The following is a 25,591-nucleotide window of genomic DNA, read 5'->3' on the forward strand; positions in this document are numbered from 1 at the left end:
GGGCTTGTTTCCCGTCGGTAACATCCCGCGTTCGGCGCGGCGCGTCCAGAGTGCCCACGAAGATCCTTTTGCGACCCGGTCGGGGGATGCGCGCCGGGGCGCGAGATGGCAGGGTCGGGGGGCACATCGCGCGGAGGGGACATACGACATGACGGAATCGAGCGAGCGGGCCGAACTGCTGTGGCAGCCTTCGGCCGAACGGGTCGCCGCCGCGGCGGTCACCCGTTATCGCGAATGGCTCGGCGCCGAACGCGGCGTCCGGGCCGAGGACTACGCACAACTGTGGGCTTGGTCGACCACCGAGCCCGAGGCGTTCTGGACCTCGCTCTGTGACTGGTTCGAGCTGGACCTGGGCGACCGGGAGGTGGTGCTCGCCGAGCGGACCATGCCCGGGGCCCGCTGGTTCCCCGATGCCCGCCTCAACTACGCACAGCAGGTGCTGCGGCACACCGCGGACGGTGATCCCGAGCGGGCCGCGATCGTGTACCTGGACGAGGAACTGCTCCCGCGCGAGATCTCCTGGGCCGAGCTGCGCCGCCAGGTCGCCTCCTGCGCGGCCACCCTGCGCGAGCTGGGCGTGCGACCGGGCGACCGGGTGGCGGCCTACGTGCCCAACACTCCGCACGCGGTGGTCGGCCTGCTCGCCTGCGCGTCCATCGGCGCGGTCTGGTCGGCCTGTGCACCCGACTTCGGCGCACGCAGCGTGCTCGACCGGTTCCAGCAGATCGAGCCGGTCGTGCTGATCGCGGTGGACGGCTACCGCTACGGCGGCAAGGAGATCCGCCGCGCCGACGTGGTCGCCGATCTGCGCGAGGGCCTGCCGACGGTGCGACACGTGTTGCATGTGCCGCTGCTCGACGAGCCGGCGCCGGCCGACGTGCTGGCGTGGGCCGAGGTGATCGGGCGCGACGTGTCCGGCGCCGACCTCGACTTCGAGCAGGTCGGCTTCGACCACCCGCTGTGGATCCTGTACTCCTCCGGCACCACCGGCCTGCCCAAGGCGATCGTCCAGGGCCACGGCGGCATCGTGCTCGAACACCTCAAGCAGGCCGCGTTCCAGCTCGACCTGGGCCCCGAGGACCGGTTCTTCTGGTACACCTCGACCGGCTGGATGATGTGGAACATGCTCGTCGGCGGCCTGCTCGCGGGCAGCACGATCGTGCTCTACGACGGCAGCCCCGGCTACCCCGGCCCCGAGGCGCAGTGGACCGTGGTCGAGCGGGCCGAGGTGACCTGGTTCGGCACCTCCGCCGCGTACGTGATGGCCTGCCGCAAGAACGAGCTGACCCCGCGCGTCAGCCAGGACCTGAGCCGGGTGCGGGCGATCGGCACCACCGGTTCCCCGCTCCCGCCGGACGGCTTCCGCTGGATCTACGACGCGGTGGGCGCGGACATGTGGCTGGCCTCGGTCAGCGGCGGCACCGACGTGTGCAGCGCCTTCGTCGGCGGCAGCCCGGACCTGCCGGTGTACCTCGGCGAGATCCAGTGCCGCGCGCTGGGCTGCGCGGTCGAGGCGTGGGACGAGGACGGCCGGCCGGTGGTGGACGAGGTCGGCGAACTGGTGATCACCCTGCCGATGCCCTCGATGCCGGTGCACTTTTGGAACGACCCCGACGACGCGCGCTACCGGGCCAGCTACTTCGACACCTACCCGGGCGTGTGGCGGCACGGTGACTGGATCACGCTCACCGAGCGCGGCACGATCGTGGTGCACGGCCGCTCCGACTCGACGCTCAACCGCCAAGGCGTGCGGATGGGCTCCAGCGACATCTACGAGGCGGTCGAACGCCTGCCCGAGGTGCGCGAGTCGCTCGTGGTGGGCCTGGAACTGCCCGACGGCGGCTACTGGATGCCGCTGTTCGTGGTCACCGCGCCCGGGCACACCCTCGACGACACGCTCAAGGCCCGGATCCGCGCGGTGATCCGCGAGGAGGTCTCGCCGCGGCACGTGCCGGACGAGATCATCGCGGCGCCGGGCGTGCCGCACACCCTCACCGGCAAGCGCATCGAAATCCCGGTGAAGAAGCTGCTCCAGGGCCGCCGGCTGGAGGACGCGGTCAACCCGGGCTCGGTGGACGACCTCGACGTGCTCCGCTTCTACGCCGAGGTGGGCCGGTCGCGGGCCCGCGCGCAGGAGGACAAGCAGGAGACGAAGCCGGGAGAGAAGCGGGCATAGTCGGCCGAGTCGCACCAATGCCCGGTAATCATCGGAAGAACACAACAATGTGACGCGCGCGGAGTAGTACGGAGCAATCGGGCGCGTCCGATGGCACGATCGATCCATGCCCGAGACGTCACGTCGCCCCCAGCGCCTTCTCGGACGTCTCCCGGCACTGGCCGCGGTCCTGGTCGTGACATCGGTCGCCGCCTACCTCGCGTTCGCGCTGACCCGACCGGCGACCATGTGGTGGCTCGGCGACCTGCGGGTCTACCAGGCCGGCGGGCGCGCGATCGTGGAGGGCGACGGGCGGCTCTACTCGATGTCCGTCGGCACGGCACGCCTGCCGTTCACCTACACCCCGTGCGCCGCACTGCTGTTCACCCCGCTGGCGTGGCTGCCCTGGGGGGTGCTGCGCTGGGTCTCGGTCGGCGGCAACCTCGCGCTGCTGGGCATCGGCGCACACCTGGCCTGGGGCATGGCCGGGGTGCGCGGCACACGCCGACTCGCCGCCGCGGCGAGCACCGCCGCGGTCCTGCTGTGGACCGAACCCGTCCAGGAGACGCTGCGTTTCGGCCAGATCAACCTGCTCCTGCTGGCGCTGGTCCTGGCCGACCTCGCGCGCGCCCCCGGTGCCCGGCTGCGCGGCTGCGGGGTGGGCCTGGCCGCCGGGCTCAAGCTCACCCCCGCGATCGTGATCCCGTACCTGTTCCTGACCGGCCGGGTGCGCGAGGGCCGCAACGCGCTGCTCGCGCTCGGGGCGAGCCTGTTCGTCGCCTTCACCGTGCTGCCGCGCGAGTCGCTGTGCTACTGGGGCGGCCTGTTCCTCGACGACACCCGGGTCGGCCCGGCCCAGGCGCCGGGCAACCAGTCGCTGCGCGGGTTGCTGATCCGGTTCACCCATCAAATGCCCCCGCCCGACCCGGTGTGGCCGGCCATCGCGATCGCGGTGGGGGTGGGCGGGCTCGTGCCGGCCGTGATGGTGGTACGGGGCCGACCGGGTGATCCGCGCCGGGACCTGGCCGGGCTGTGCGTGACCGCGCTGACGGGGCTGCTCGTGTCGCCGATCTCCTGGACCCACCACTGGGTGTGGATCGTGCCCGGCGCGGTGCTCCTGGCCGACACCGCCCGCCGCCGACTCGGCCCGCTCCGGCTCCCCGCCGCACTGGCCGCCTTCGCCCTGGTCGCGCTGACCGCCGCGGTCCCGGGGCGCCGAGTGGAACTCCCGGTCCCGGTACCGACCGGGCTGATCTGGCAGGTGCCCTACCGCGACGGCCGCGAACTCCGGCTCGCCGGGTGGGATCTGCTGCTCGCCGACGCGTACACTCTCGCCGGGCTCGCCGCGCTGATCACGATTGCGGTGGGCGTACCGGCGACCCGACGAAAATGGGCGAGTCGCACCGCGGAAGCCGTTACGCTCGACCCGCCGGAACCGCCGGCCCGAACGGCCCCGGGCACCACCACTCCGGCTCCGGCCAGGGCTTGAACGATCCCGACGTCGCATTCGGGGACATTCGCCGGCTTCCGGCAACCAGGCACCGGGCGGGGCCGATCCGACCGTGTGGATATCCTGACCCGGCGCCACCCGGCCAGGCGCCCATTGAACCGTGCAGTTGTGGAGTCCCCGACCGACATGTCCTTCCCCCACGTGCTCGTGACCTCCTGCCGCGAGCTCCTGACGCTCGCGCCCCGCGTCCCGTTCGGGCACGAGCGCAGCCGGGAACCCCGTCGGCCCGGTCGCGTCGCGCTCGTCGGCGGCCTCCTGCTGGTGTTGTCGCTCGGCCTGTGGGTGATGTGGACCCACCTCGGCCGCCGCGACATGTGGCACATGCTCGACCTGAGCGTCTACCACGAGGCCGCACACGCGTTCCGCGACGGCGACCAGATCTACACCGTCAACTACGGCAAGTGGACCGACAAACTGCCGTTCATCTACCCGCCGTTCTCCGGGCTGCTCTTCTACATCCTGCTCCCGCTGGGCTTCGCCGGCCTCAAGTGGTTCATGGCGGCCGTCAACCTGCTGTCGCTGTTCGCCGTGGTCTGGTCCGCGTGGGGCATGCTCGGCTATCGCCGCGGCCTGGGCCGGTTCGGCATCAGCGCGACCACCTTCGCCGTGGTGCTGTGGCTGGAGCCGGTGGAGTGGACGCTCGTCTGGGGGCAGATCAACCTCCTGCTCCTGGCCCTGATCGTGCTCGACCTGGGGCTCCCGGACAGCCGCCGATACAAGGGCATCGGGGTAGGCATCGCGGCCGGGCTCAAGCTCACCCCCGCGATCTTCATCGTCTACCTGCTGATCACCCGCAGGTTCCGGGCCGCCGCAGTGGCCGGCAGCGCGTTCCTGGGGACCATCCTGGTGGGCCTGGTCGCCGCGCCGAGCGCGTCCGTCTACTACTGGTCCCACCTCGTGTCGATCAGCGGCAAGGTCAACGACAAGCTCAGCGTGGGCACGCTCAACAACCAGTCCGTGCAGGGCATGTTCACCCGAATGCTCGGCGACGGCGGGGCAGCCTCGGTGCTGTGGCTGCTGCTGTGCCTGCTGGTCGGCACGCTCGGCCTGGTGGCCGCCGCCCGGGCGTCGCTGCGCGGCCACGAACTGGTCGGCGTGGTGATCACCGGCGGCCTGTCGCTGTTCGTGTCGCCCATCTCGTGGTCGCACCACTGGGTCTGGGTGGTGCCCGCGTTCGTCCTGCTCGCGCACGCCGCCCTGACCCTCGCCCGGCCGCTGTGGTGGTGGCTGACCGGCACGTTCTTCGTCTTCTTCGCCGCGTGGCCGATGCGGCTGAACGTGTACGGCGACTGGGACGGCTCGCGCACCCTCCAGCCCTGGGGCCTGATCTGGCTCGCCCCCCGGGACGGCAGCCGGGAACGGCACTGGACGCCGATCGAGTTCGTGCTCGGCAACGGCTACCTGTTCGCCGGGATCGCGCTGACCCTGATCCTGGTCTGGCGCATCCTGCGCGACCGCACCCCGCTGCCCACGCTCACCGAGCCGCTCGCCGAGACCGGCACGCCCGACCCGGACCCGGTGAGCAGCGGATCCGTGCGTCACTAGGCTGGATGCCGCGAACCGAACGAGCAGGACCCAGTACGAGACGGCCCACCGGCAGAAAGCAGAGGCCCCGTGGAGGCCCACGTGGACGCGGCGCCGCCGCACCCCCGGGACGGCGGCGTGGACGCTCCCAGCGACCGGGTCCTGACGATCCCCAACGCGCTCAGCTTCGCCCGCCTGCTCGGTGTCCCGGTCTTCCTGTGGCTCATCCTGGCGCCCGAATTCGGCGGGCCCAAGCACGACCTGTGGGCGCTGGCGCTGCTCATGCTCAGCGGGATCAGCGACTACCTCGACGGCAAACTGGCCCGCAGGTGGAACCAGGTCAGCAAGGTCGGCGCGATCCTGGACCCGGCCGCGGACCGGCTCTACGTGCTGGCCACCCTGGTCGGTCTGACCTGGCGCGAGATCCTGCCGATCTGGCTGACCGCGATCATCCTGGGCCGCGAACTGTTCATGGGCGTGGTACTGCTGATCCTGCGCCGGCACCGCTACGGCGCGCTCTCGGTGAGCTTCGTCGGCAAGGCCGCGACCTTCAATCTGATGTACGCCTTCCCGCTGCTGTTGCTCAGCGACGGCACCGGACGTGTCGCAACTCTCGCCGCGATCTTCGGATGGGCGTTCGCCTGGTGGGGTACTGCGCTGTACTGGTGGGCAGGAGTCCTCTACGCAGCCCAGGCCAAACACCTCGTGGCCGCGGACAAGGCGAGTCGCGCAGCGACCGCCGGGTAGCGCAGGGATCGCCGGACACCGAGGCGATATCCACGTACTGAAGGCACGCCACCCGGCCCCGGCAGTTCAGCCGTGGGTGCGGGTGGTGTGACGCGATAGGAGGACGAGACCGATGAAGGCCGTCGTCATGGCCGGAGGCGAGGGCACCCGCCTGCGCCCGATGACCTCCAGCATGCCCAAGCCGCTTCTGCCGGTGGTGAACCGGCCGATCATGGAGCACGTGCTACGGCTCCTGAAGCGGCACGGGCTTTCCGAGACCGTGGTCACCGTCCAGTTCCTTGCGTCGTTGGTTCGCAACTACTTCGGCGACGGCGAAGAACTCGGGATGACCCTGACATACGCGAACGAGGAGACCCCGCTCGGCACCGCGGGCAGCGTCAAGAACGCCGAGGAGGCGCTCAAGGACGACACGTTCCTGGTCATCTCCGGCGACGCGCTCACCGACTTCGACCTGACCGCGCTCGTGGAGTACCACCGCGCCAAGGGCGCGATGGTCACCGTGTGCCTGACCCGGGTGCCCGACCCCCTCGAGTTCGGCATCACGATCATCGACGACGAGGGCCGGGTGGACCGGTTCCTGGAGAAGCCGACCTGGGGTCAGGTCTTCTCGGACACCGTCAACACCGGCATCTACGTGATGGAGCCCGAGGTCTTCGACTACGTCGCCGCGGGCGTGTCCGTGGACTGGTCGGGCGACGTGTTCCCCAAGCTGCTCAAGGAGGGCAAGCCGATCTACGGCTATGTCGCCGAGGGCTACTGGGAGGACGTGGGCACGCACGAGAGCTACCTCAAGGCGCAGGCCGACGTGCTCACCGGCAAGGTCGACGTGGACATCGACGGCTTCGAACTCTCCCCGGGCGTATGGGTCGCCGAGGGCGCCGAGGTGGACCGGGACGCGATCCTCAAGGGCCCGCTGTACATCGGCGACTACGCCAAGGTCGAGGGCGGCGTGGAGATCCGCGAGCACACCGTGCTCGGGTCCAACGTCGTGGTCAAGCGCGGCGCCTTCCTGCACAAGGCGGTCGTGCACGACAACGTCTACATCGGCCCGCAGACCAACCTGCGCGGCTGCGTGATCGGCAAGAACACCGACGTGATGCGCGCCGCCCGGATCGAAGAGGGCGCGGTGATCGGCGACGAGTGCCTGATCGAGGAGGAGTCCCTGGTCTCCGGGGACGTGCGGATCTACCCGTTCAAGACGATCGAGGCCGGCGCGGTCGTCAACACGTCGGTGATCTGGGAGTCGCGCGGCCAGAAGTACCTGTTCGGCCCGCGCGGGGTCTCCGGAATCCTCAACGTCGAGATCACCCCCGAACTGGTCGTGCGCTTGGCCGGCGCCTACGCCACCACGCTCAAGAAGGGCGCCACCGTCACCACCGCGCGCGACCACTCGCGTGGTGCCCGGGCGCTCAAGCGGGCGGTCATCTCCGCGCTCCAGACCTCCGCGATCAACGTGCGCGACCTGGAGAACGTGCCGATGCCGGTGGCCCGCCAGGAGACCGCGCGCGGCTCGGCCGGCGGGATCATGATCCGCACCACGCCCGGGGTACCGGACTCGGTGGACATCATGTTCTTCGACGAGCGCGGAGCGGACCTGTCCCAGGCCGCCCAGCGCAAGCTCGACCGGGTCTTCTCCCGCCAGGAGTATCGCCGCGCCTTCCCCGGCGAGATCGGCGAACTGACCTTCCCCGCACGTCCGTTCGACAGCTACTCGGGCTCGCTGCTGAAGGCCCTGGACATCACCGGCGTGCCCGAGTCCGGGCTCAAGGTGGTGGTGGACGCCGCGCACGGCAACGCCGCCCTGCTGCTGCCCAGCATCCTGGGCCGGCTGGGCATCGACGCGCTCACCGTCAACTCCGGCCTGGACGACGCCCGGCCCACCGAGACCGCGGACGAGCGGCACGAGGGGTTGCTGCGGCTGGGCGAGCTCGTGGCCTCGTCCAAGTCCGGGTTCGGCGTGCGGTTCGACCCGGTCGGCGAGCGCATGTCGCTGGTGGACGAGCGGGGCCGGATCATCGACGACCACCGTGCCCTGCTGGTACTGCTGGACTGCGTCGCGGCCGAGCGCGGCGGCGGGAAGATCGCGCTGCCGGTGACCACGACCCGGATCGCCGAGCAGGTCGCCGCCTATCACGGGGTCCAGGTGCAGTGGACCACCACGTCGCCGGACGATCTCGCGCGGGTGGCCATGTCCGACGACACGATCTTCGGCGGCGACGGCCGCGGCGGGTTCGTGATCCCCGAGTTCAGCACCGTCTTCGACGGCACCGCCGCGTTCGTCCGGCTGATCGGGCTGGTCGCCCGGACCCAGCTGACGCTGAGCCAGATCGACGCGCGGATCCCGCGTGCACACGTGTGCCGGCGGGACGTGCCGACGCCGTGGGCGGCCAAGGGCATGGTCATGCGCCGGGTCGTGGAGGCGGCGGGCGACCGCGAGATCGACACCACCGACGGCGTCCGGGTCGTGGAGGCCGACGGCCGCTGGGCCCTGGTGCTGCCGGACCCGGCCGAGGCGGTCACCCACGTGTGGGCCGAGGGCCCGGACGACGACGCCGCGGACGAACTCCTGGACGAGTGGAGCCGGGTCGTGGAGCACGCGGGCGACTGACCGGATGCTCCGGGCCCGCCGACGCCGGCGGGCCCGGTAGCGGTCTTGTAGGGTCTTCCCCGGCCGTGGATCGCCTGCCGCGATCCGCGGCCGGACCGGTGTCGGACCCTGCATCGAGCACTCCGTCGGGCATGGAACGATGGGGCGCATGTCATCGCGGGAGACACCAGGCACGAGCCGGTACAGGCGGCCGGACGCCTCGATGTCCCTGCTCGTGGACATGATGACGAACAGCCTGGACGCGGGCTACGCGGAGGCCACCGCCCGTCGTGCGGTGCGCGGGGACACCGGGATGAACAAGGGCCCGCTGGCCCGCGTGCTGGCCGTGGTCGGGGTCGCGCTGATCGCGATGATCCTGATGGTGGCCGCGATGAAGGTGCACGCCGCCGCTCCGCAGGCCGAGCGGGAGCGCCACCAACTGGTGGACCGGATCCACACCGACGAGGCCGAGGTGGACGCGCTCACGGCCACCGTCGAGCGGTTGCGCGACGAGGTCGACGCGATCCAGGAGGTCTCGCTGCCCAAGGGGGCCAAGGACCGGGTGCAACTGCTCGCGCTGCTCACCGGATCCGACCCGGTCGAGGGTCCGGGCCTGAAGGTGATCGCGGACGACGCCAAGGGATCGGACAACTCGGACGGCTCGACCGACCCGCGCCAGGCCGAGGCGGCGGCGAACGGCCGGATCCTGGACCGCGACCTGCAGCGCCTGGTGAACGGCCTGTGGAAGGCCGGCGCCGAGGCCATCTCGATCAACAACCAGCGGCTGACCGCGCTGTCCGCGATCCGCGCCGCGGGCGCCTCGATCCTGGTCGACAACCGGCCGCTGGCTCCGCCGTATACGATCCTGGCGATCGGTGACGCGAAGCCGATGCAGGTCGAGTTCATGGTCGGTGCGGACGGGCGCTATCTGCGCCAGCTGCAAGAGAACTTCGGGATCCGGATCAACCTGAGCGCCCAGAAGAAGCTCAAGCTGCCGGCCGCGCTGGGCACCTCGCTGCGCTACGCGGACGTCCCGGGCAGCGCGCCCGCGAGCCCGCCGCCGAGCGCACCGGCGAAGCAGACCCCGAGCACACCGCCCGCCACGCCCACGGGCCGCAGCGGGCCGCCGCCGAGCGGTTCGGCCTCGCCGGCCGGCTCGCCGACAGCGTCGCAGAAGCAGACCGAACGAAAGGGTAAACAGTGATCGCGGTCCTCGGCCTGGTCCTCGGGGTCGTGGTCGGGTACCTCGCCCGACCCGTGATCCCGCACGAGCTGGAGCCGTACCTGCCCATCGCGGTGGTGGCCGCGCTGGACGCGGTCTTCGGCGGACTGCGCGCACTGCTCGACGGCATCTTCGACGACAAGGTCTTCGTGGTCTCGTTCCTGTCGAACGTGGTCGTCGCCGCGCTGATCGTCTTCCTCGGCGACAAACTGGGCGTCGGCGCACAGCTGTCCACCGGCGTGGTGGTCGTGCTCGGCATCCGGATCTTCTCCAACGCGGCGGCCATCCGCCGACACGTCTTCCGGGCCTGACGGGGAGTCACACATGGCCGACGAAACGGACGAGACGCGCGGGCGGCATGCCCGCCACGACGAGGACCCGCGCGAGCTGGGCATCCCGCGCACCGCCGAGGAGCCCGAACCCATGCCCGCACCCGGACCCGTGCCGGAACCCGTGCTCGGGCCCGAACCCGAGCCGGAACTCGAGACGCCGTCCACGCGCAAGCCCACGGTCGAGACCCGGCGCCCGGTCGACCTCTACCACGAGGGTCGGCACATCCGGGAGCGGATCCGCGAGCAGGCCGCCGAGGTGACCTCGGAGATCCCGCCGATCACCGCGCCGGTCCGCGAATCGGCGCATGAGACCCGGGAGGCGCCGCCGGCGTCCCGGCCGCAGCCGGACCCCAGGGCGCCGCGCGTGCCGATACCGCCCCTGGTGCCCGCCGCGCCCGCGCACGGGGCGTCCCGGCCGGGTGAGGCGCCGGGACCGCGTGTCGCACGCGACCCGGGAGACCCGCGTGCACCGCTCGCGCCGCCGCGCGCGGGAGCGCACGCGGCGCGCGACACGCCCGAGACGGAAACGGATTCGAACGCGGTTTCCGAGCCGCACACGCACGACCCGGTGAACGATCAGCCGGGCCGGCGCAGGCTGCTCGACGCGTTCTGGCCGCCGCGCGTGAGCCGGGCTCAACTCGTGGGCGCCGTGCTGCTGTTCGCGCTCGGCGCGGGGCTGGCCATCCAGGTGCGCTCGAACACCGAGTCGGACCCGCTGCGCGGCGCGCGGCAGGAGGACCTGGTCCGGGTCCTGGACGAACTCGGCGAGCGCACCCGGCGGTTGGAGGACGAGAAGCACCGCCTGGAGAACAGCCGTACCCAGCTGCAGAACAGCAACGACCGGGTCCAGGAGGCGCGTGAGCAGAACGAGGCCAAGGCGGACGCCCTGGGCGTGCTCGCGGGTACCGTCAAGGCCACCGGGCCCGGCATCACGCTGACCATCACCGACCCGCAGCGCACGGTCAGCGGCGACGTGCTGCTGGACACGCTCCAGGAGCTGCGCGCGGCCGGTGCCGAGGTGATCCAGATCAACGACGTGCGCGTGGTGGCGGGCACCTGGTTCAACGGCACACCGCCCGGCGACATCGTGATCGACGGCACCAAGGTGCTCCCGCCGTACGTGTTCAAGGTGATCGGAAATCCGCAGGATCTCCAGCCCGCGCTGAACATCCCCGGGGGCGTGGTGAAGACCCTGGAGAAGAAGCAGGCGGGGGCCATCGTCACCCCCTCGCAGGAGGTGCTGATCGACGCCTTGCGGCCTGCGAACAAGCCTGGTTACGCTCGCTCGGCACCGGGCGCCGGTAACGGGTGAGCACACCTGACAGAATCAGTCCGCCGGTCGCCGTCGGTGCATCACTCATCAGGCAAGAAGGGCAGGCTGTCCGCATGTACCCCGCAGATCTCGCGTACACGACGGAGCACGAATGGGTGCGCGTCATGGAAGAGATCTCCGGGACGGTGCGGATCGGCATCACCGAATTCGCGCAGGACGCGCTCGGTGACATCGTCTACGTCACGCTGCCGCCGGTCGGCACTCGCGTCGTGGCCGGACAGCCCTGCGGCGAACTGGAATCGACCAAGAGTGTCAGCGACCTCTTCGCGCCGCTCGACGGCGTCGTGACCACCGTCAACGACGTGCTCGACGGCGCACCGGAGTTGGTCAACTCCGATCCCTACGGCGACGGTTGGATGTTCGAGGTGCGCCTCGACGATCCCGCCGCACCGGCCGCGCTCTTGGACGCGGCCGCCTATCAGAACAGCCTTGGCTCCTGACGGCCCGGCGAAGCGGTAGGCAGTCCATCACCACGACCCACTCCTCCTGCCCCACGGGCGGGCCAGGTTCTCTCGGGGAGGTTCGCCCGTGAAGTTGTTCGCGAAATTGTTCGGTCGTTCCCGTCGCTCCGGCGACGCGCCGGCTGCCGATGCGGGGAGGGCCGGCAACCCGCCGCCCGCCCCGCCGACGATGCCGCCGGGCACCCCCTACGGGGCGTCCGCCGGCTCACCTCCCGCACCCGCTCCGCCGCTGGGCGAGTCCGACGCGACCGCCGGGCATGTCGCTGTTGACCACGAACACACGGCGCGCATAAGTTTCGGGCAACTCTCGACCGAAGGTCGAGGTTCGACCGGAACGGGTCAGGAGGCCGACGTGGTGGTCTGCGGCACGTGTGGGCATCACAATCCGCCCGGTGGCCGGTTCTGCTCCAACTGCGGCGCACGCCTGGGTGCGGGTGCCGAGCGTGCGTCCGAGCAGACCTCGACCATCTCGATCAGCGGCATCGAGGCGCTGGACGCGGAACCCGCGCCCCGCGAGATCCTCACCCCCGAGGCGCAGGCCGCGGTGGACGCGCTTCCGCCGGGTACCGCGTTGCTCGTGGTGCGCCGGGGCCCCAACTCGGGCAGCCGCTTCCTGCTCGACTCGGACCGCACCACGGCCGGTCGGCATCCGCAGAGCGACATCTTCCTCGACGACGTGACGGTCTCGCGCAAGCACGCCGAGTTCCGTCGCACCGCCGGCGGCTTCGCGGTCGCCGACGTGGGCAGCCTGAACGGCACCTACGTGGGTCGCGAGCGGATCGACGAGGTCCCGCTGACGCCGGGCGACGAGGTGCAGATCGGCAAGTACCGACTGGTCTTCTTCCCCAGTCGGCAAGGGCAGATCGGGTGAGTCCGGCGGCGGCCGGATCGGTCTCCTTGAGCATCGGCGGGGTGTTGACCCTGCTGCGTCCCGAGTTTCCGGACATCAGCATCTCCAAGATCCGGTTCCTCGAGGCGGAGGGGCTCATCGAGCCGCAGCGGAGCCCGTCGGGCTATCGCAAGTTCGGCGCCGCCGACATCGAACGTCTGCGCTACGTGCTGCGCGTGCAGCGCGACCGCTATCTGCCGCTCCGGGTGATCAAGGATCAACTGGACGCGATGGATCGCGGACTCGAACCGGCCGGCCCGACCCCGGCCGAATCCGAGCGCTCCGAGGACGCCGACGGCGATCCGGGGTCGGCCGGTCGGGACGGCACCACGGTGCTGCTCGACCGGCCGGGCCTGATCGCCGCGGCCGGCATCCAGGACGTGGACCTGGCGCGGCTGGAGGAGTTCGGCCTGATCCAGCCGCACCGTCCGCGGCCCGGCGGCACCGAGGCCGAGCACGCGGTGGTCTACGACGGCGACGCGCTCGTGGTGGCCCGCCTGGTGGCCGCGCTGGGCCGCTACGGCGTCGAACCGCGGCACCTGCGGCAGACCAAGGCCGCCGCGGACCGCGAGGCCGCGCTGGTCGAACAGATCGTCGCGCCGCTCCTGCACCGCCGGGGCGCGCGGGCCAAGGCGGGCGCCGAGGAGACCGTGCGCGACCTGCTCGCGCTCACCTCGCGACTGCACACCGTCCTGGTCACCACCGCGCTCGCGCCCCGGCTGGGCCGCTGAGCGGGCCGGCATCCGCCCGGCGCCGGTCCCGACGGTGCGGCGTGCCGGGGTCGACCGGTGTGGTGTGTCGGGGTCGACATTCCGCCCCACGAAGAAAAAACGACGAATCCCCGACCTATTCGGCCCCCGGGGATCGGTGACCGACAGCCCGGCGCGCTAGTGTGGCGATGTGAACGAGCTAGAGGTTGTGGGCGTCCGGGTGGAGATGCCCTCTAACCAGCCGATCGTGCTCCTACGGGAGACGGGGGGCGATCGTTATCTCCCCATCTGGATCGGCCCGGTAGAGGCGACGGCCATCGCGTTCGCCCAACAGGGCGTGGTACCCGCGCGTCCTCTGACGCACGATCTCTTCCGGGACGTGCTGGAGGCGCTGGGACAGGAATTGACCCAGATCCGGATCACCGACCTGCGCGAGGGCGTTTTCTACGCCGAGCTGGTCTTCTCCGGCGGCGTGGAGGTCAGCGCGCGCCCGTCGGATGCGATCGCGCTCGCGCTGCGGACCGGGACGTCGATCGTCGGCAGCGACGCGGTCCTGGACGAGGCGGGCATCGTGATCCCCAACGAGCAGGAGGACGAGATCGAGAAGTTCAGGGAGTTCCTGAACGACATCTCGCCCGAGGACTTCGGCACCACGAGCCAGTAGCCGGCCCGCCCGGCCCGGTGCGCGTCCGAAGCCGCCGACCGTCCCTGCCCGCCGTCCTCGGCGAGGGGTACCGGTCGGCGGTTTTTTGCGTCTCGGTACCGGTCGGCCGGGCGGCGGCCGCGGACGCGCACCGGGCCGGCCGGCCGCGATGCGGACGCCGACGCGCGTGCGGTCGAAGCCGGTCCGGCTCGATCCGTTTCGATCAGTGGCAAAGCGGCCAGACCTACCCCTGGCGCAGGGGTTCAAACCACTCGTGCGAGGAGCGTCACTCGGCGTGCCGAACGGCCCGGTCGTTGACGCGCTGTTGGTGACTGCCTACCGTCGAAAACGACAGTTCCGGGATGACCCCTGCGCGTTGCACCTCGCCGCCTGCGGCCCGGGACTGAAGAGACTCGCCGCGCCGTACTCGGGCGCGGGGAGACGAAAGGGAGGTCGGCGTGAGCAGCACCGGCGACATCACGGCGGCGGAACGCGCCCGCACGGCACGTCCTCTGCCGGCGACCGATCCCGGTGCGGGCCCCCGGCGGCAGGACGTCTCGCCGGCCGGCACGCCGTCGGAGGACGTCGGCTACCGCGGCCCGACGGCATGCGCGGCGGCCGGCATCACCTACCGCCAACTCGACTACTGGGCGCGCACCGGCCTGGTCGAGCCCACGGTCCGCCCGGCCCACGGCTCGGGCACCCAACGTCTGTACGGCTTCCGCGACATCCTGGTGCTCAAGATCGTCAAGCGGCTCCTGGACACCGGAGTCTCGCTGCAGAACATCCGGATCGCGGTGGCCCACCTGCGCGGTCGCGGGATCGGCGACCTGGCCGGGATGACGCTGATGAGCGACGGCGCCAGTGTGTACGAGTGCACGTCGTACGACGAGGTCATCGACCTGGTCCAGGGCGGCCAGGGGGTCTTCGGGATCGCCGTGGGGGCGGTCTGGCGCGAGGTCGAGGGCTCGCTCGCACAACTCCAGGGCGAGCACACCGGCACCGGAGAGACGATCACGCAGGTCCATCCGGGTGACGAGTTGGCGCGCAGGCGGCGCGACAAGGCGGTCTGAGCCGCCCGCGGCGGATGGGAACCGGGCCGACGGGCAGGAACGTCCCCATGGACGTGATCATTCGCCGGCCGACCCTGCCGCGCTCGCGGCGAGCCCAACGACGCGGTTATCAGGCCGCCGTCCTGCTCACCGTGGCCGGGCTGGCCCCGATCACGGGGCTGCACCTGTACGCCGGGAACCGGGTCCGCTCGCCCGCCGACGTGCCGTATCAGGACGTCACGATGGTGCTCGGCGCGGGCGTGCACGGGGACCGGCCGTCCGATCTGCTGGCCCGCCGACTGGACGTGGCCCTGGGCCTGTATCGGGCCGGCCGGACCCGGGTGATCCTGGTCAGCGGCGACGGCGGCGGCAACCGCTACGACGAGACCGGGGTGATGCGGCGCTATCTCGCGGACCGGGGGATACCGCGGCATCGGATCGTGACCGACGAATCGGGATTCTCCACCTGGGAATCCTGCATCCGGGCGAAGCGTGTCTACGGGATCGACCGGGTCATCGTGGTCACGCAGAGCTTCCATCTGCGGCGTGCGCTCGGACTGTGCCGGGCCGCCGGGATATCCGCGTACGGCGTCCCGGACGAGTCCTTCACGTGGGGCCACATCGGGCCCACCGTGTACGGCACCGGGCGCGAGGTGCTCGCCGCGTTCAAGGCGACCGGTCAGATCGTGCTCAAACCCGATCCACGCGCCCGCGACCGAAAGAACGACGAGATCCGCCGCGCCCTGGGCGACTGAGCGCGCGAACGCACCCGGATGTCGGTCCGGTGCGTCATCATTGCGCGGTGTGAGACAGGCCCCGGGCATCCTTCACCTCGACATGGACGCGTTCTACGCGTCGGTCGAGCAGGTGGCGAAGCCCAGTCTGGCCGGCAAGGCGGTGATCGTCGGCGGCATCGGCGCGCGCGGCGTGGTGGCCACCGCCTCGTACGAGGCCCGCGTGTTCGGCGTGCGCTCGGCGATGTCGATCGGCGAGGCCCGCCGACGCTGCCCCAACGCCGCCTTCCTCAGCCCGCGCTTCGCGCTGTACCGGCAGGTCAGCGACACCGTGATGGAACTGCTGCACCGGCTGTCCCCGCTGGTGGAGCCGCTCAGCCTGGACGAGGCGTTCGTCGACCTGGAGGCGGGCCCGCACGGCGGCACGCTGGACACCGAACGGGTCACCGAGATCGCCGTACGCCTGCGCGCGGACATCCACGGGGCCACCGGCCTGACCTGCTCGGTCGGCGCGGCCACCTCAAAGCTGCTGGCCAAGATCGCGTCCGAGGCGGACAAGCCGGACGGGCTGTGCGTGGTGGCACCCGGCGCCGAGCGGGCGATGCTGGACCCGCTGCCGGTGCGCGCACTGCCCGGGGTCGGCCCGGCCACCGGCGACGTGCTGCGCCGGGCCGGTCTGGACACCGTGGCCGATCTGGCCGCCGTCGACGAGAGCGAACTGGTCCGACTGCTGGGCCAGGCACACGGCCACGGCCTGCACGTGCTGGCCGCCGGGCTGGACGCCCGCCCGGTGGTCGCCGACCGGGACGCCAAGTCGGTGTCGGTGGAGGACACCTTCGCCACCGACCTGGTGGACCGCGAGCGCATCACGCGGGAGCTGGACCGGCTCTCGATCCGGTGCGTGGAGCGGCTGCGCGCCGCCGGGCGCTCCGGGCGCACGATCGTGCTCAAGCTGCGCCGCTACGACTTCAGCACGCTGACCCGCTCGGAGACGCTGCGCGGGCCCACCGACGATCCGGGCGTGGTGCGCGAGACGATCCGCCGACTGGCCGCGCAGGTGGACGTCACGGGCGGCGTGCGGCTGCTCGGGGTGGGCGTGAGCGGCCTGGCCGACTTCGCCCAGCAGGACCTGTTCGGCGCGGCCGAGCCCGGGGCCGGCGAGCCGATCGAGGATGACTCGGAGGGCGACGCGGAGCCGCTCGTCGAGGCCGTCCCGGAGCGGGTCTCCTGGTCGCCGGGCCAGGACGTGGTGCACGAGGAGTTCGGACCCGGCTGGGTGCAGGGCAGCGGCGTCGGTCGGGTCACCGTGCGGTTCGAGGTGCCGGGCGGCCGGCCGGGCCGGGTGCGCACGTTCGTGATCACCGACCCGGCGCTGCGACCGGGGGAACCGATTCCGCTACCCGCCGCCGACCGGGGATAGCCGCCGGGATCCGGGGCAGGCGCGGGTCAGACGACTCCTCGGGGGTGTCCCCACCATGACTGATGTCAAAGAGCGGCCGGCGCGAGGGCAAGGTGCCTTCCGATCGGTTCGCCGCAGGCTCGGCCTGCCCGCCTTCCTGGTCACACTCCTGGTCGGCTTCATCGTGCTGGCCCTGGTGCTGGTCGGGTTGGTCAACCTGTTGCCGGGCAAGTTCAACCCGTTCGGCGAGACCACCAAGGACCACAGCGGACCGGTGATGCTCAAGGCCGTGCAGGATCTCAGCCGCTACGAGGCGGTCAGCGGCACCTTCCAGGTCGTCGTGGACCTGGAGAAGGACGCCAAGTTCCTTCCGGACGCCGTCCGCGGCCAGCGCACGCTGTTCATCGGGGTCGGCCAGGTCGGCGGCTTCGTGGAGTTCGGCGGGATCGGCCAGGACGCGATCCAGACCTCGCCGGACAACAAGAGCGTGACCATCAAACTCCCGCACGCGCGGCTCGCGCCCGCGGCCCTCGACCAGAAGAACAGCCACGTGATCGCCCAGGACCGGGGTCTGTTCGACCGCCTCGGCGACTTCTTCTCCGGCAATCCCTCCGACCAGCAGCAGCTCTACGTGCTGGCGACCAAGAAGATCGACGACGCGGCGAAGACCGCCGGACTGCTGGAGCGCGCCGAGCGCAACACCACCAACATGCTCCAGGGGATGATGCGGTCCCTGGGTTACACCACGACCACTGTGACCTACGCCTAGTGCGCAGGCCCTATCGAGGGTCACGCTGATACCGTTGAGGTCGCCCATTACGTTCGCGCGGGAGAGTCCTCGTGTCGTGCACACGGGGCGCCGAAGGAGCAACTCCTCCCCGGAATCTCTCAGGCACCCGTACCGCGTGGTCGTGGGCACTCTGGAAAGCAGGATCCGCACGTGGCTCGCCGAGTCGGGTCGGATCCTCGCCGACGGTGCAAATCGCGCCCGTGGGAACCGGTTCGACCGGTGCCCCGGGCGCGGTGAAGCTCTCAGGTACAGATGACAGAGGGGGAGGCCGGTGGGCGCGCGACCCGCGTGTCCGTCCAGGAGCGATCCAGGAGGCCTTTCGCGATGACCCCGCGCACCCCTGCCCCGACGCGTGCTCACGCCGTACTCCCCTCCGGTCCCGGCTCGTTGACCGGCCTGGAGGCCGCGTCGCCGTTCACCGGCCGGCACATCGGTCCGGACGCCGACGAGCAGGCGAAGATGCTCGCCGCGATCGGCTACGGATCCCTGGACGAGCTGACCGACGCGGCGGTGCCCGCCGCGATCCGCGCGCTGGAGGGCTTCGAACTGCCCGCCGCGCGCTCCGAGGCCGAGGTGCTCGCCGAACTGCGCGAGCTGGCCTCCCGCAACACCGTGCTGACCTCGATGATCGGGCTCGGCTACCACGGCACCTTCACCCCGCCGGTGATCACCCGGAACGTGCTGGAGAACCCCGCCTGGTACACGGCCTACACGCCCTACCAGCCGGAGATCTCGCAGGGCCGGCTGGAGGCGCTGCTCAACTTCCAGACCGTGGTCACCGACCTGACCGGCCTGGACGTGGCCGGCGCCTCGCTGCTCGACGAGGCCACCGCCGCCGCCGAGGCGATGACCCTGGCCCGACGGGCCGGTCGGGCCAAGAGCGACGTGTTCGTCGTGGACGCGGCCACCCTGCCGCAGACCGTCGCCGTGGTGCGCACGCGGGCGCAGGCGCTGGGCATCGAGGTCGTGGTCGCCGACACCACCGACGGGTTGCCCGAGGGCGGCTGCTTCGGCGTGCTGCTCCAATACCCCGGCGCCGACGGCCGGGTCCGCGACCTGACCCCGGTGATCGAGGCGGCGCACGCACAGGGCGCGCTGGTGGCGGTCGCGGCCGACCTGCTCGCGCTGACCGTGCTGCGCGCGCCGGGCGCGATGGGCGCCGACATCGCGGTCGGCACCACCCAGCGGTTCGGCGTGCCGATGGCCTTCGGCGGTCCGCACGCCGGATACATGGCGGTCCGCGAGAAGCTCACCCGCAGCATGCCGGGCCGGCTGGTCGGGGTGTCCGTGGACGCCGACGGCGCGCCCGCCTACCGGCTCGCGCTGCAGACCCGCGAACAACACATCCGCCGGGAGAAGGCGACCAGCAACATCTGCACCGCGCAGGTCCTGCTGGCCGTGATGGCCGGGATGTACGCGGTCTACCACGGGCCGGACGGGCTCACCTCGATCGCCCGCCGCACCCACCGCTACACGGCCGTGCTCGCGGCCGGGCTGCGGGCGGGCGGCGTCGAGGTCGTGCACGGCGACTTCTTCGACACGATCACCGTGCGCGTGCCGGGTCGGGCCGAGCAGGTGCTCGCCGCCGCCCGCGCGGCCGGGATCAACCTGCGTCCCGTGGACGCCGACCACGTGGGGATCACCTGCGACGAGACCACCCTGCGGGCGCACGTCGAGGCGGTCTGGGGAGCGTTCGGGGTCACCGGCGACGTGGCCGCGCTGGACGCGGACACCGCCGACGCGCTGCCGCAGCCGCTGCTGCGCGACACCGAGTTCCTGACCCACCCGGTCTTCCACACGCACCGCTCCGAGACCGACATGCTGCGCTACCTCAAGCGGCTGGCGGACAAGGACTACGCACTCGACCGGGGCATGATCCCGCTCGGCTCGTGCACGATGAAGCTCAACGCCACGGTCGAGATGGAACCGATCACCTGGCCCGAGTTCGCGAACCTGCACCCGTTCGCGCCGGTGGAGCAGGCCGCGGGATATCTGGAGCTGATCGACGGCCTGGCCGACTCGCTGGCCCGGATCACCGGCTACGCCAAGGTCTCGCTCCAGCCCAACGCCGGCTCGCAGGGCGAATTGGCGGGCCTGCTCGCGGTGCGCGCCTACCACCGGGCCAACGGCGACACCGCCCGCGACGTGTGCCTGATCCCCTCCTCCGCGCACGGCACGAACGCGGCCAGCGCGGTAATGGCGGGCATGCGCGTCGTGGTGGTCAAGACCGGCGAGAACGGCGACGTGGACCTGGCCGACCTGCACGACAAGATCGAGCGGCACCGGGACACGCTCGCGGTGCTGATGGTGACCTACCCGTCCACGCACGGCGTGTTCGAGGAGGGCATCGAGCAGGTGTGCGCGGCCGTCCACGAGGCCGGCGGCCAGGTCTACGTGGACGGCGCGAACCTGAACGCGCTGGTCGGGCTGGCCCAGCCGGGCGGCGCGATCGGCGCCGACGTATCGCACCTGAACCTGCACAAGACGTTCTGCATCCCGCACGGCGGCGGCGGTCCGGGCGTGGGCCCGGTCGCGGTGCGCGCGCACCTGGCGCCGTACCTGCCCAACCACCCGCTCCAGGCCACCGCGGGCCCGGAGACCGGCGTGGGGCCGATCTCGGCCGCTCCGTGGGGCTCGGCGGCGATCCTGCCGATCCCGTGGACGTACCTGCGGCTGATGGGCCCGGACGGGCTCAAGGAGGCCACCCAGGTCGCGGTGCTGGGCGCCAACTACATCGCCAAGCGGCTCGCACCGCACTTCCCGGTGCTCTACACCGGCCCCAACGGCCTGGTCGCGCACGAGTGCATCATCGACGTGCGGGGGATCACCAAGACCGCCGGGGTCAGCGTCGACGACGTCGCCAAGCGGCTGATCGACTACGGGTTCCACGCGCCGACCATGTCGTTCCCGGTGCCCGGCACGTTGATGATCGAGCCGACGGAGAGCGAGAACCTGCACGAGATCGACCGGTTCTGCGACGCGATGATCGCGATCAAGGGCGAGATCGACCGGGTCGCGTCGGGTGAGCTGCCCGCCGACGACAACCCGCTCGGCAACGCGCCGCACACCGCCGAGCTGCTCGCCGGCGAGTGGACGCACGCCTACACCCGGGCGGAGGCGGTCTTCCCGGCCGGTGTGGTGCCGGCCGAGAAGTACTGGCCGCCGGTGCGCCGGATCGACGGCGCCCAGGGCGACCGCAACCTGGTCTGCTCGTGCCCGCCGATCGAGGCGTACGGCAACAACTGACCCGAACCGGGCGCGGCCCGCCCCCGATCGTGGACGTCCCGACCGGGGGCGAAGCGATCAGGGGCGGGCCGCGCCATGGGTCAGCAGGTGGGCCACCGACGCGGCGAACCCCGGTTTGGCGGCCAGGTCGCTGCCCAGGACGCCGAACATCAACGCGCCGCTGAGCGATTCGAAGAGCAGGTCGGCGTCCACGTCCGGGCGGGCCTGGCCGCGTGCGACCGCGTCCGCCACGAAGGCCCGGAAGATCGCCCGGACCGGATCCATTCGGGCCACGAGCAGTTCCTTGAGCTCGGGCTGGTCGCGGTACTCGGCGAGCAGCCCCGGCACCGCGGCCGCGGTCTCCGGGCGACGGAACGACTCCAGCGCGGCCTCGGCGAAGCGCAGTACGCCGGTCGCGAAGTCCTCGTGCGGCAGCGGCCGAAAGCTCATCTCGCGGGCCGGGTAGACCGCCTCGTGCACCAGGTGCGCCTTCGAGGGCCAGCGGCGGTACACGGTCGGCCTGGTCACGCCCGCCCGGCGGGCGACGGCGTCGATGCTGACCCGGTTGTAGCCCTGCTCGGCGACCAGCTCGCGGGCCGCGGCCAGGATCAGTTCGTCGGTGCGTGGATCACGCGGGCGACCGGGCCGAGGGGTGCCGCCAGTGCCCATGGGGATGGAACTCCCAGTCGTCGTCGCGCCCGACATCGTGTCGCCGCAGATCGCATGTTGCCGCTCGGACTGTATCGGGAAGGCGGCCCGACCGGCCCCGGGCAGGCAAGAGCCGGAGGTCGTTCCGAGGTGACCTCCGGCTCGTTGGGCCGTGCGAACGGATCAGGCCGCCGAAACCAACCCCACTCGGGGCCGGTGCGGGGCGATGGTGCGTCCGTCCGGCAGCAGTTCGCCCGTGTCCTCGAACAGGACGACGCCGTTGCACAGCAGGCTCCATCCCTGTTCGAAATGAGCGGCCACAACGGCGGCGGCCTCACGATCGGGGCTGTCCGCCGGTGGGCAATGCGGTCGGTGCTGGCACATCCTCGTACCTTCTCGGTGTCTGCGCGGAGCGCGTCGGGCAGCCTTGCCCGGCAGCTCACAGTGTCCGCCTCCGAAGGCCCGCGCGCAGGACTTCTCGCAGTTCTCACCCGACTGCGCCCAAGATGTGACCACACGTGTGAACGGTCGGGTGTGATCAGCTGTCCGGAGCCCCCACGGCGGCCGGCCGGCGGGTGCGCGCGGCCAGCACCGCGGCCAGTTCCGCCGCGGTGTAGCAGCGCAGCGCCTGCACGCCGCACGGCGCCGGCGCGAGCGGGATCAGCAGGTCCACACCGCCCGCCTCGTCGGCCAACCACAGCGCGACCATGTACATCCCGGGCACGTTCAGCAGGCGCGCCTCGTCGCGGCGGAGCAGCGTCTGCGGAAGCGCCCGGGCCGCGGCGGCGGCCGGTGCGGTGGCCACGGTGAACGGTCCCTCGACGAATCGACCGACGCCGTGACCGGTCGGGCCGGGGCGCACCTCGATGCCGCCGACGACCACGTCGCCGGACCACATGAGCCAGCGCCAACCCACCGGGCGGGCGCTGCGTACGCCCTGATCCGCGACCAGGTCGAGCAGGTCGATCTCGAAGACGCGGTGCGGGAATCCGGCTGTGAGCGCGGCTTGATCGGCGCGGCAGTCGGCGGGGAGCAACGCGCGGGATTCAAGCACGGCTCGGGCCGCTCGGCGGGCCGACTCGGGAGCCTCGGGCACACGCAGGACCATGAGACCGCCTCATTTCGATGCAGAGTCCAAAAACCCGGAGAATCCGGGGAGGGGAAAGCGGCGCTGTGCTGTGGGGAACCGGGTATCCGGCCGGGGGACGACCCGGCGGCGTACAGAGGGACCCGGCAGGGCCGGTCAGCGCATTGTACCGAAACGGCTCCGAAAAGTAACGGTGTATTGCGAACTGACACCCGTTTGAAGACCTTTTGGAACGATCTCGATCAGGGGAACAGCGAGGACATCACGTCGTCGAGGGTGACCAGGCCGAGCGGCACCGTGTCCGGTTCGCCGACCAGGGCCAGATGGGAGCGGGAGCCGCGCATGCGGGCCAACAGGGCGGTGAGCGTGGCATCCGGGTCGACCGTGACGAGGGGGTAGACCGGTACCGAACCGTCCGCCTCGGGAGCCAGCACGTCGAGCACGTGTACGTAGCCCACCGGCCGGTCGGCCGCGTCCAGGACCGGGAAGCGGGACAGGCCGGTGCGTACCGCGGCCTCCTCCAGGGCCGCCGCCGAGACCGGTCCGGGCAGTGCCACCACGTCGGTCCACGGCCGCATCACCGAGGCCGCGGGGCTGGAGTGCAGCGCCAGTGCGCCGGCCAGCCGATCGTGCTCGCGTACGTCCAGCAGGTCGTGCTCGCGCGACTCGGCGAGCAGCGCCGGGAGTTCCTCGGCGGTGTACACGCTGCGCACCTCGTCCACCGGCCGCACCCGAAAGGCGCGCAGGAACAGATTGGCCACGTGGTTGAGCAGCCACAGGATCGGCGCGGTCAGCCGGGCGAAGAGCAACAGCGGCGGGGTCAGCCACAGCGCGCATTCCTCCGGCCCGGCCAGGGCGATGTTCTTGGGCACCATCTCGCCGAGCACCATGTGGCAGAACACCACCACGGCCAGCGCGAGCACGAACGCGATCGGGTGCACCGCCCCGGCGGGCAACCCGATCGCCTCGATCGGAACGGCCACGGCGTGCGCCAGCGCGGGTTCGGCGACCGCGCCCAGGCCGAGCGAGGCCACGGTGATGCCCAGTTGGGCGGCGGCGAGCATGGTGGACAGCCGGCCCATCGCGGTGAGCACCATCGCCGCCCGGCGCGAGCCCGCCTCGGCCTGCGGCGCGATCCGGGTGCGCCGGGCCGAGATCACCGAGAACTCGGCGCCGACGAAGAAGGCGTTGGCCGCGAGCAGGACCAGCGAGAGCAGGAAGTCGCCCATCAGGAGTCGGCCTCCATCCGCAGCTCGACCTCGTCGATCCGATGCCGGTCCATCGCCACCACGGTCAGCCGCCGGCCGTCCACCTCCACGTGGTCGCCGACCGCGGGCAGCCGACCCAGCCGGGCCAGGATCAGCCCGGCCAGCGTGTTGTAGTCGCCGTCCGGCAGCCGCCAGCCGCTGGCCTCCTCGACCTCGTCCGTGCGCAGCAGGCCGGACAACCGCAACACGCGTGCGCTCGGCAGCCGTTGCGGCGGCGCGTCCGGCTCGTCCGCCGGGTCGTGCTCGTCGGCGAGATCGCCCACCAACTCCTCGGCGAGGTCCTCGGCGGTGAGCACACCGGCGGTGCCGCCGTACTCGTCCACCACGATCGCCAACTGGGTCCGGCCCTCGCGCAGTCGTTCGACCGCCCGCTTGAGGTCGAGCGAGGTCGGCACCAGGACCGGGGCGCGGGCGATCCGGGCGAGCGGGGTGCGCGCCCGTTCGGCGGCCGGCACGTGCAGCGCGTCGCGCAGCACCGCCACGCCGACGATCTCGTCCAGATCCTGGCCGCGGACCGGGATTCGGCTGTGGCCGCACGCGCGGGCGGTGTCCATCAGTTCGCTCACCGACGCGGTCGCGGGCAGGGTGACCAGTTCGGTGCGCGGGGTCATCGCCTCGGCGGCCTGCTTGTCGGCGAAGCGCAGCGCCCGGTGCAGCACCCGGGCGGTGCCTGCGGGCAACGCTCCCGCACGGGCGGAGTGCCGGACCAGTTGGGCCAGTTCGTCGGGCGAGCGGGCCGAGCCCAACTCCTCCTGCGGCTCGATGCCGAGCTTGCGTACGAAGAAGTTGGCCGAGCCGTTGAGGAATACGATCAGCGGCCGGAACAGCCGGGAGAAGCCGACCTGGAACGGGCCCGCGACGCGGGCGACGCCCAGCGGGCGGGCGATCGCGGCGTTCTTGGGGACGAGTTCGCCCAGCACCATCTGCAACCCGGAGGCCAGGACCAGGGCGGCGAACCTGGGCAGCCGGAAGGCCGCCTCGGCGAGGTAGCCGGCGATCAGCGAGGTCAGCGTGATGCCCAACTGGGCGCCGGACAGTTGGAAGGACAGGGTGCGCAGCGCGCTCAGGACCCGGCCCGCGCCCCGATCGCCTGCCTCGGCCCGGGCCGCCACCTCGCCGCGCTCGACGGTGACCAGGGAGAACTCGGCGGCGACGAACATGCCGTTGCCGGCGATCAGCAGCACGAGCAGCACGATGGCCAAAGCGGCGTCGATCGGGCGGCCTCCCGGTTGGCGCGGTGAGCGGGCCTCGCACACATGCCCGGTGGGCGGGCGG

At 71.6% G+C, this 25,591-nt stretch carries 22 protein-coding genes and 1 riboswitch; of the genes, 17 read left to right on the forward strand and 5 right to left on the reverse strand.

Annotation, left to right across the window (positions count from 1 at the left end):
• Positions 1-148 precede the first annotated feature (148 nt).
• The 17 genes from ACIBM5_RS01560 to gcvP all read left to right on the forward strand — a co-directional run bounded on the left by ACIBM5_RS01560 (position 149) and on the right by gcvP (position 21,334).
• The gene (locus ACIBM5_RS01560; protein WP_396004841.1) at positions 149-2,176 is read left to right on the forward strand and encodes an acetoacetate--CoA ligase; all 2,028 of its coding nucleotides are present in this window, start codon (positions 149-151) and stop codon (positions 2,174-2,176) included.
• 106 nt (positions 2,177-2,282) lie between these two features.
• Positions 2,283-3,644: a glycosyltransferase 87 family protein gene (locus tag ACIBM5_RS01565; protein WP_396004842.1), complete on the forward strand. Its 1,362-nt coding sequence runs from the start codon at positions 2,283-2,285 to the stop codon at positions 3,642-3,644.
• 129 nt (positions 3,645-3,773) lie between these two features.
• Positions 3,774-5,210 carry a glycosyltransferase 87 family protein gene (locus ACIBM5_RS01570; protein ID WP_396004843.1) on the forward strand — a complete coding sequence of 479 codons (1,437 nt, stop codon included), beginning with the start codon at positions 3,774-3,776 and terminating at the stop codon, positions 5,208-5,210.
• Positions 5,211-5,279: 69 nt separating this feature from the next.
• A complete protein-coding gene (locus ACIBM5_RS01575; protein ID WP_391582048.1) occupies positions 5,280-5,936 on the forward strand; it encodes a CDP-alcohol phosphatidyltransferase family protein in 657 nt (218 codons plus the stop codon).
• Between the two features lie 112 nt (positions 5,937-6,048).
• Positions 6,049-8,544: a sugar phosphate nucleotidyltransferase gene (locus tag ACIBM5_RS01580; RefSeq protein WP_396004845.1), complete on the forward strand. Its 2,496-nt coding sequence runs from the start codon at positions 6,049-6,051 to the stop codon at positions 8,542-8,544.
• A 202-nt stretch (positions 8,545-8,746) separates the two neighbouring features.
• Complete coding sequence (locus tag ACIBM5_RS01585; protein ID WP_396004846.1) at positions 8,747-9,727, forward strand: DUF881 domain-containing protein; 981 nt, start codon at positions 8,747-8,749, stop codon at positions 9,725-9,727.
• Positions 9,724-10,056 (forward strand): small basic family protein, encoded by a 333-nt coding sequence (locus ACIBM5_RS01590; RefSeq protein WP_020548716.1) that lies wholly within the window; start codon positions 9,724-9,726, stop codon positions 10,054-10,056. Before ACIBM5_RS01585 ends, ACIBM5_RS01590 begins: the two co-directional genes overlap by 4 nt.
• Before the next feature lie 385 nt (positions 10,057-10,441).
• Positions 10,442-11,389 carry a DUF881 domain-containing protein gene (locus ACIBM5_RS01595; RefSeq protein ID WP_396005106.1) on the forward strand — a complete coding sequence of 316 codons (948 nt, stop codon included), beginning with the start codon at positions 10,442-10,444 and terminating at the stop codon, positions 11,387-11,389.
• A 74-nt stretch (positions 11,390-11,463) separates the two neighbouring features.
• Positions 11,464-11,850, forward strand: coding sequence for a glycine cleavage system protein GcvH (gene gcvH / locus ACIBM5_RS01600; RefSeq protein ID WP_026217856.1), 387 nt, complete (start codon positions 11,464-11,466; stop codon positions 11,848-11,850).
• Between the two features lie 88 nt (positions 11,851-11,938).
• Positions 11,939-12,742, forward strand: coding sequence for an FHA domain-containing protein (locus ACIBM5_RS01605; protein ID WP_396004848.1), 804 nt, complete (start codon positions 11,939-11,941; stop codon positions 12,740-12,742).
• Positions 12,743-12,768: 26 nt separating this feature from the next.
• Positions 12,769-13,491 carry a MerR family transcriptional regulator gene (locus ACIBM5_RS01610; protein WP_391582052.1) on the forward strand — a complete coding sequence of 241 codons (723 nt, stop codon included), beginning with the start codon at positions 12,769-12,771 and terminating at the stop codon, positions 13,489-13,491.
• A gap of 169 nt (positions 13,492-13,660) precedes the next feature.
• The gene (locus ACIBM5_RS01615; RefSeq protein ID WP_020548711.1) at positions 13,661-14,134 is read left to right on the forward strand and encodes a bifunctional nuclease family protein; all 474 of its coding nucleotides are present in this window, start codon (positions 13,661-13,663) and stop codon (positions 14,132-14,134) included.
• A 437-nt stretch (positions 14,135-14,571) separates the two neighbouring features.
• The gene (locus ACIBM5_RS01620; RefSeq protein WP_391582053.1) at positions 14,572-15,186 is read left to right on the forward strand and encodes a MerR family transcriptional regulator; all 615 of its coding nucleotides are present in this window, start codon (positions 14,572-14,574) and stop codon (positions 15,184-15,186) included.
• Positions 15,187-15,233: 47 nt separating this feature from the next.
• Positions 15,234-15,920 (forward strand): vancomycin high temperature exclusion protein, encoded by a 687-nt coding sequence (locus ACIBM5_RS01625; RefSeq protein ID WP_396004851.1) that lies wholly within the window; start codon positions 15,234-15,236, stop codon positions 15,918-15,920.
• A gap of 49 nt (positions 15,921-15,969) precedes the next feature.
• Positions 15,970-17,319, forward strand: a complete 1,350-nt coding sequence (locus ACIBM5_RS01630; RefSeq protein ID WP_396004852.1) for a DNA polymerase IV — start codon at positions 15,970-15,972, stop codon at positions 17,317-17,319.
• Between the two features lie 55 nt (positions 17,320-17,374).
• Positions 17,375-18,067, forward strand: a complete 693-nt coding sequence (locus ACIBM5_RS01635; protein WP_396004853.1) for a DUF4230 domain-containing protein — start codon at positions 17,375-17,377, stop codon at positions 18,065-18,067.
• 48 nt (positions 18,068-18,115) lie between these two features.
• Positions 18,116-18,212, forward strand: a riboswitch (glycine riboswitch).
• Positions 18,213-18,412: 200 nt separating this feature from the next.
• On the forward strand, positions 18,413-21,334 hold the full coding sequence (gene gcvP / locus ACIBM5_RS01640) for an aminomethyl-transferring glycine dehydrogenase (protein ID WP_396004854.1): 2,922 nt from the start codon (positions 18,413-18,415) through the stop codon (positions 21,332-21,334).
• A gap of 57 nt (positions 21,335-21,391) precedes the next feature.
• On the opposite strand, the gene ACIBM5_RS01645 is transcribed toward gcvP, so the two are convergent.
• The 5 genes from ACIBM5_RS01645 to ACIBM5_RS01665 form a co-directional block, all read right to left on the reverse strand.
• Positions 21,392-21,982, reverse strand: a complete 591-nt coding sequence (locus ACIBM5_RS01645) for a TetR/AcrR family transcriptional regulator (RefSeq protein WP_391582058.1) — start codon at positions 21,980-21,982, stop codon at positions 21,392-21,394.
• Positions 21,983-22,144: 162 nt separating this feature from the next.
• Positions 22,145-22,345 carry a DUF5999 family protein gene (locus tag ACIBM5_RS01650; protein ID WP_078978673.1) on the reverse strand — a complete coding sequence of 67 codons (201 nt, stop codon included), beginning with the start codon at positions 22,343-22,345 and terminating at the stop codon, positions 22,145-22,147.
• A gap of 154 nt (positions 22,346-22,499) precedes the next feature.
• Positions 22,500-23,069 (reverse strand): hypothetical protein, encoded by a 570-nt coding sequence (locus ACIBM5_RS01655; RefSeq protein ID WP_396004855.1) that lies wholly within the window; start codon positions 23,067-23,069, stop codon positions 22,500-22,502.
• A gap of 221 nt (positions 23,070-23,290) precedes the next feature.
• The gene (locus ACIBM5_RS01660; protein WP_396004856.1) at positions 23,291-24,277 is read right to left on the reverse strand and encodes a hemolysin family protein; all 987 of its coding nucleotides are present in this window, start codon (positions 24,275-24,277) and stop codon (positions 23,291-23,293) included.
• Complete coding sequence (locus tag ACIBM5_RS01665) at positions 24,277-25,509, reverse strand: hemolysin family protein (protein ID WP_396005107.1); 1,233 nt, start codon at positions 25,507-25,509, stop codon at positions 24,277-24,279. Before ACIBM5_RS01665 ends, ACIBM5_RS01660 begins: the two co-directional genes overlap by 1 nt.
• Between the last annotated feature and the right edge of the window lie 82 nt (positions 25,510-25,591).

It is taken from the genome of Embleya sp. NPDC050493 (genome assembly GCF_044458105.1).
Lineage (GTDB): Bacteria > Actinomycetota > Actinomycetes > Streptomycetales > Streptomycetaceae > Embleya.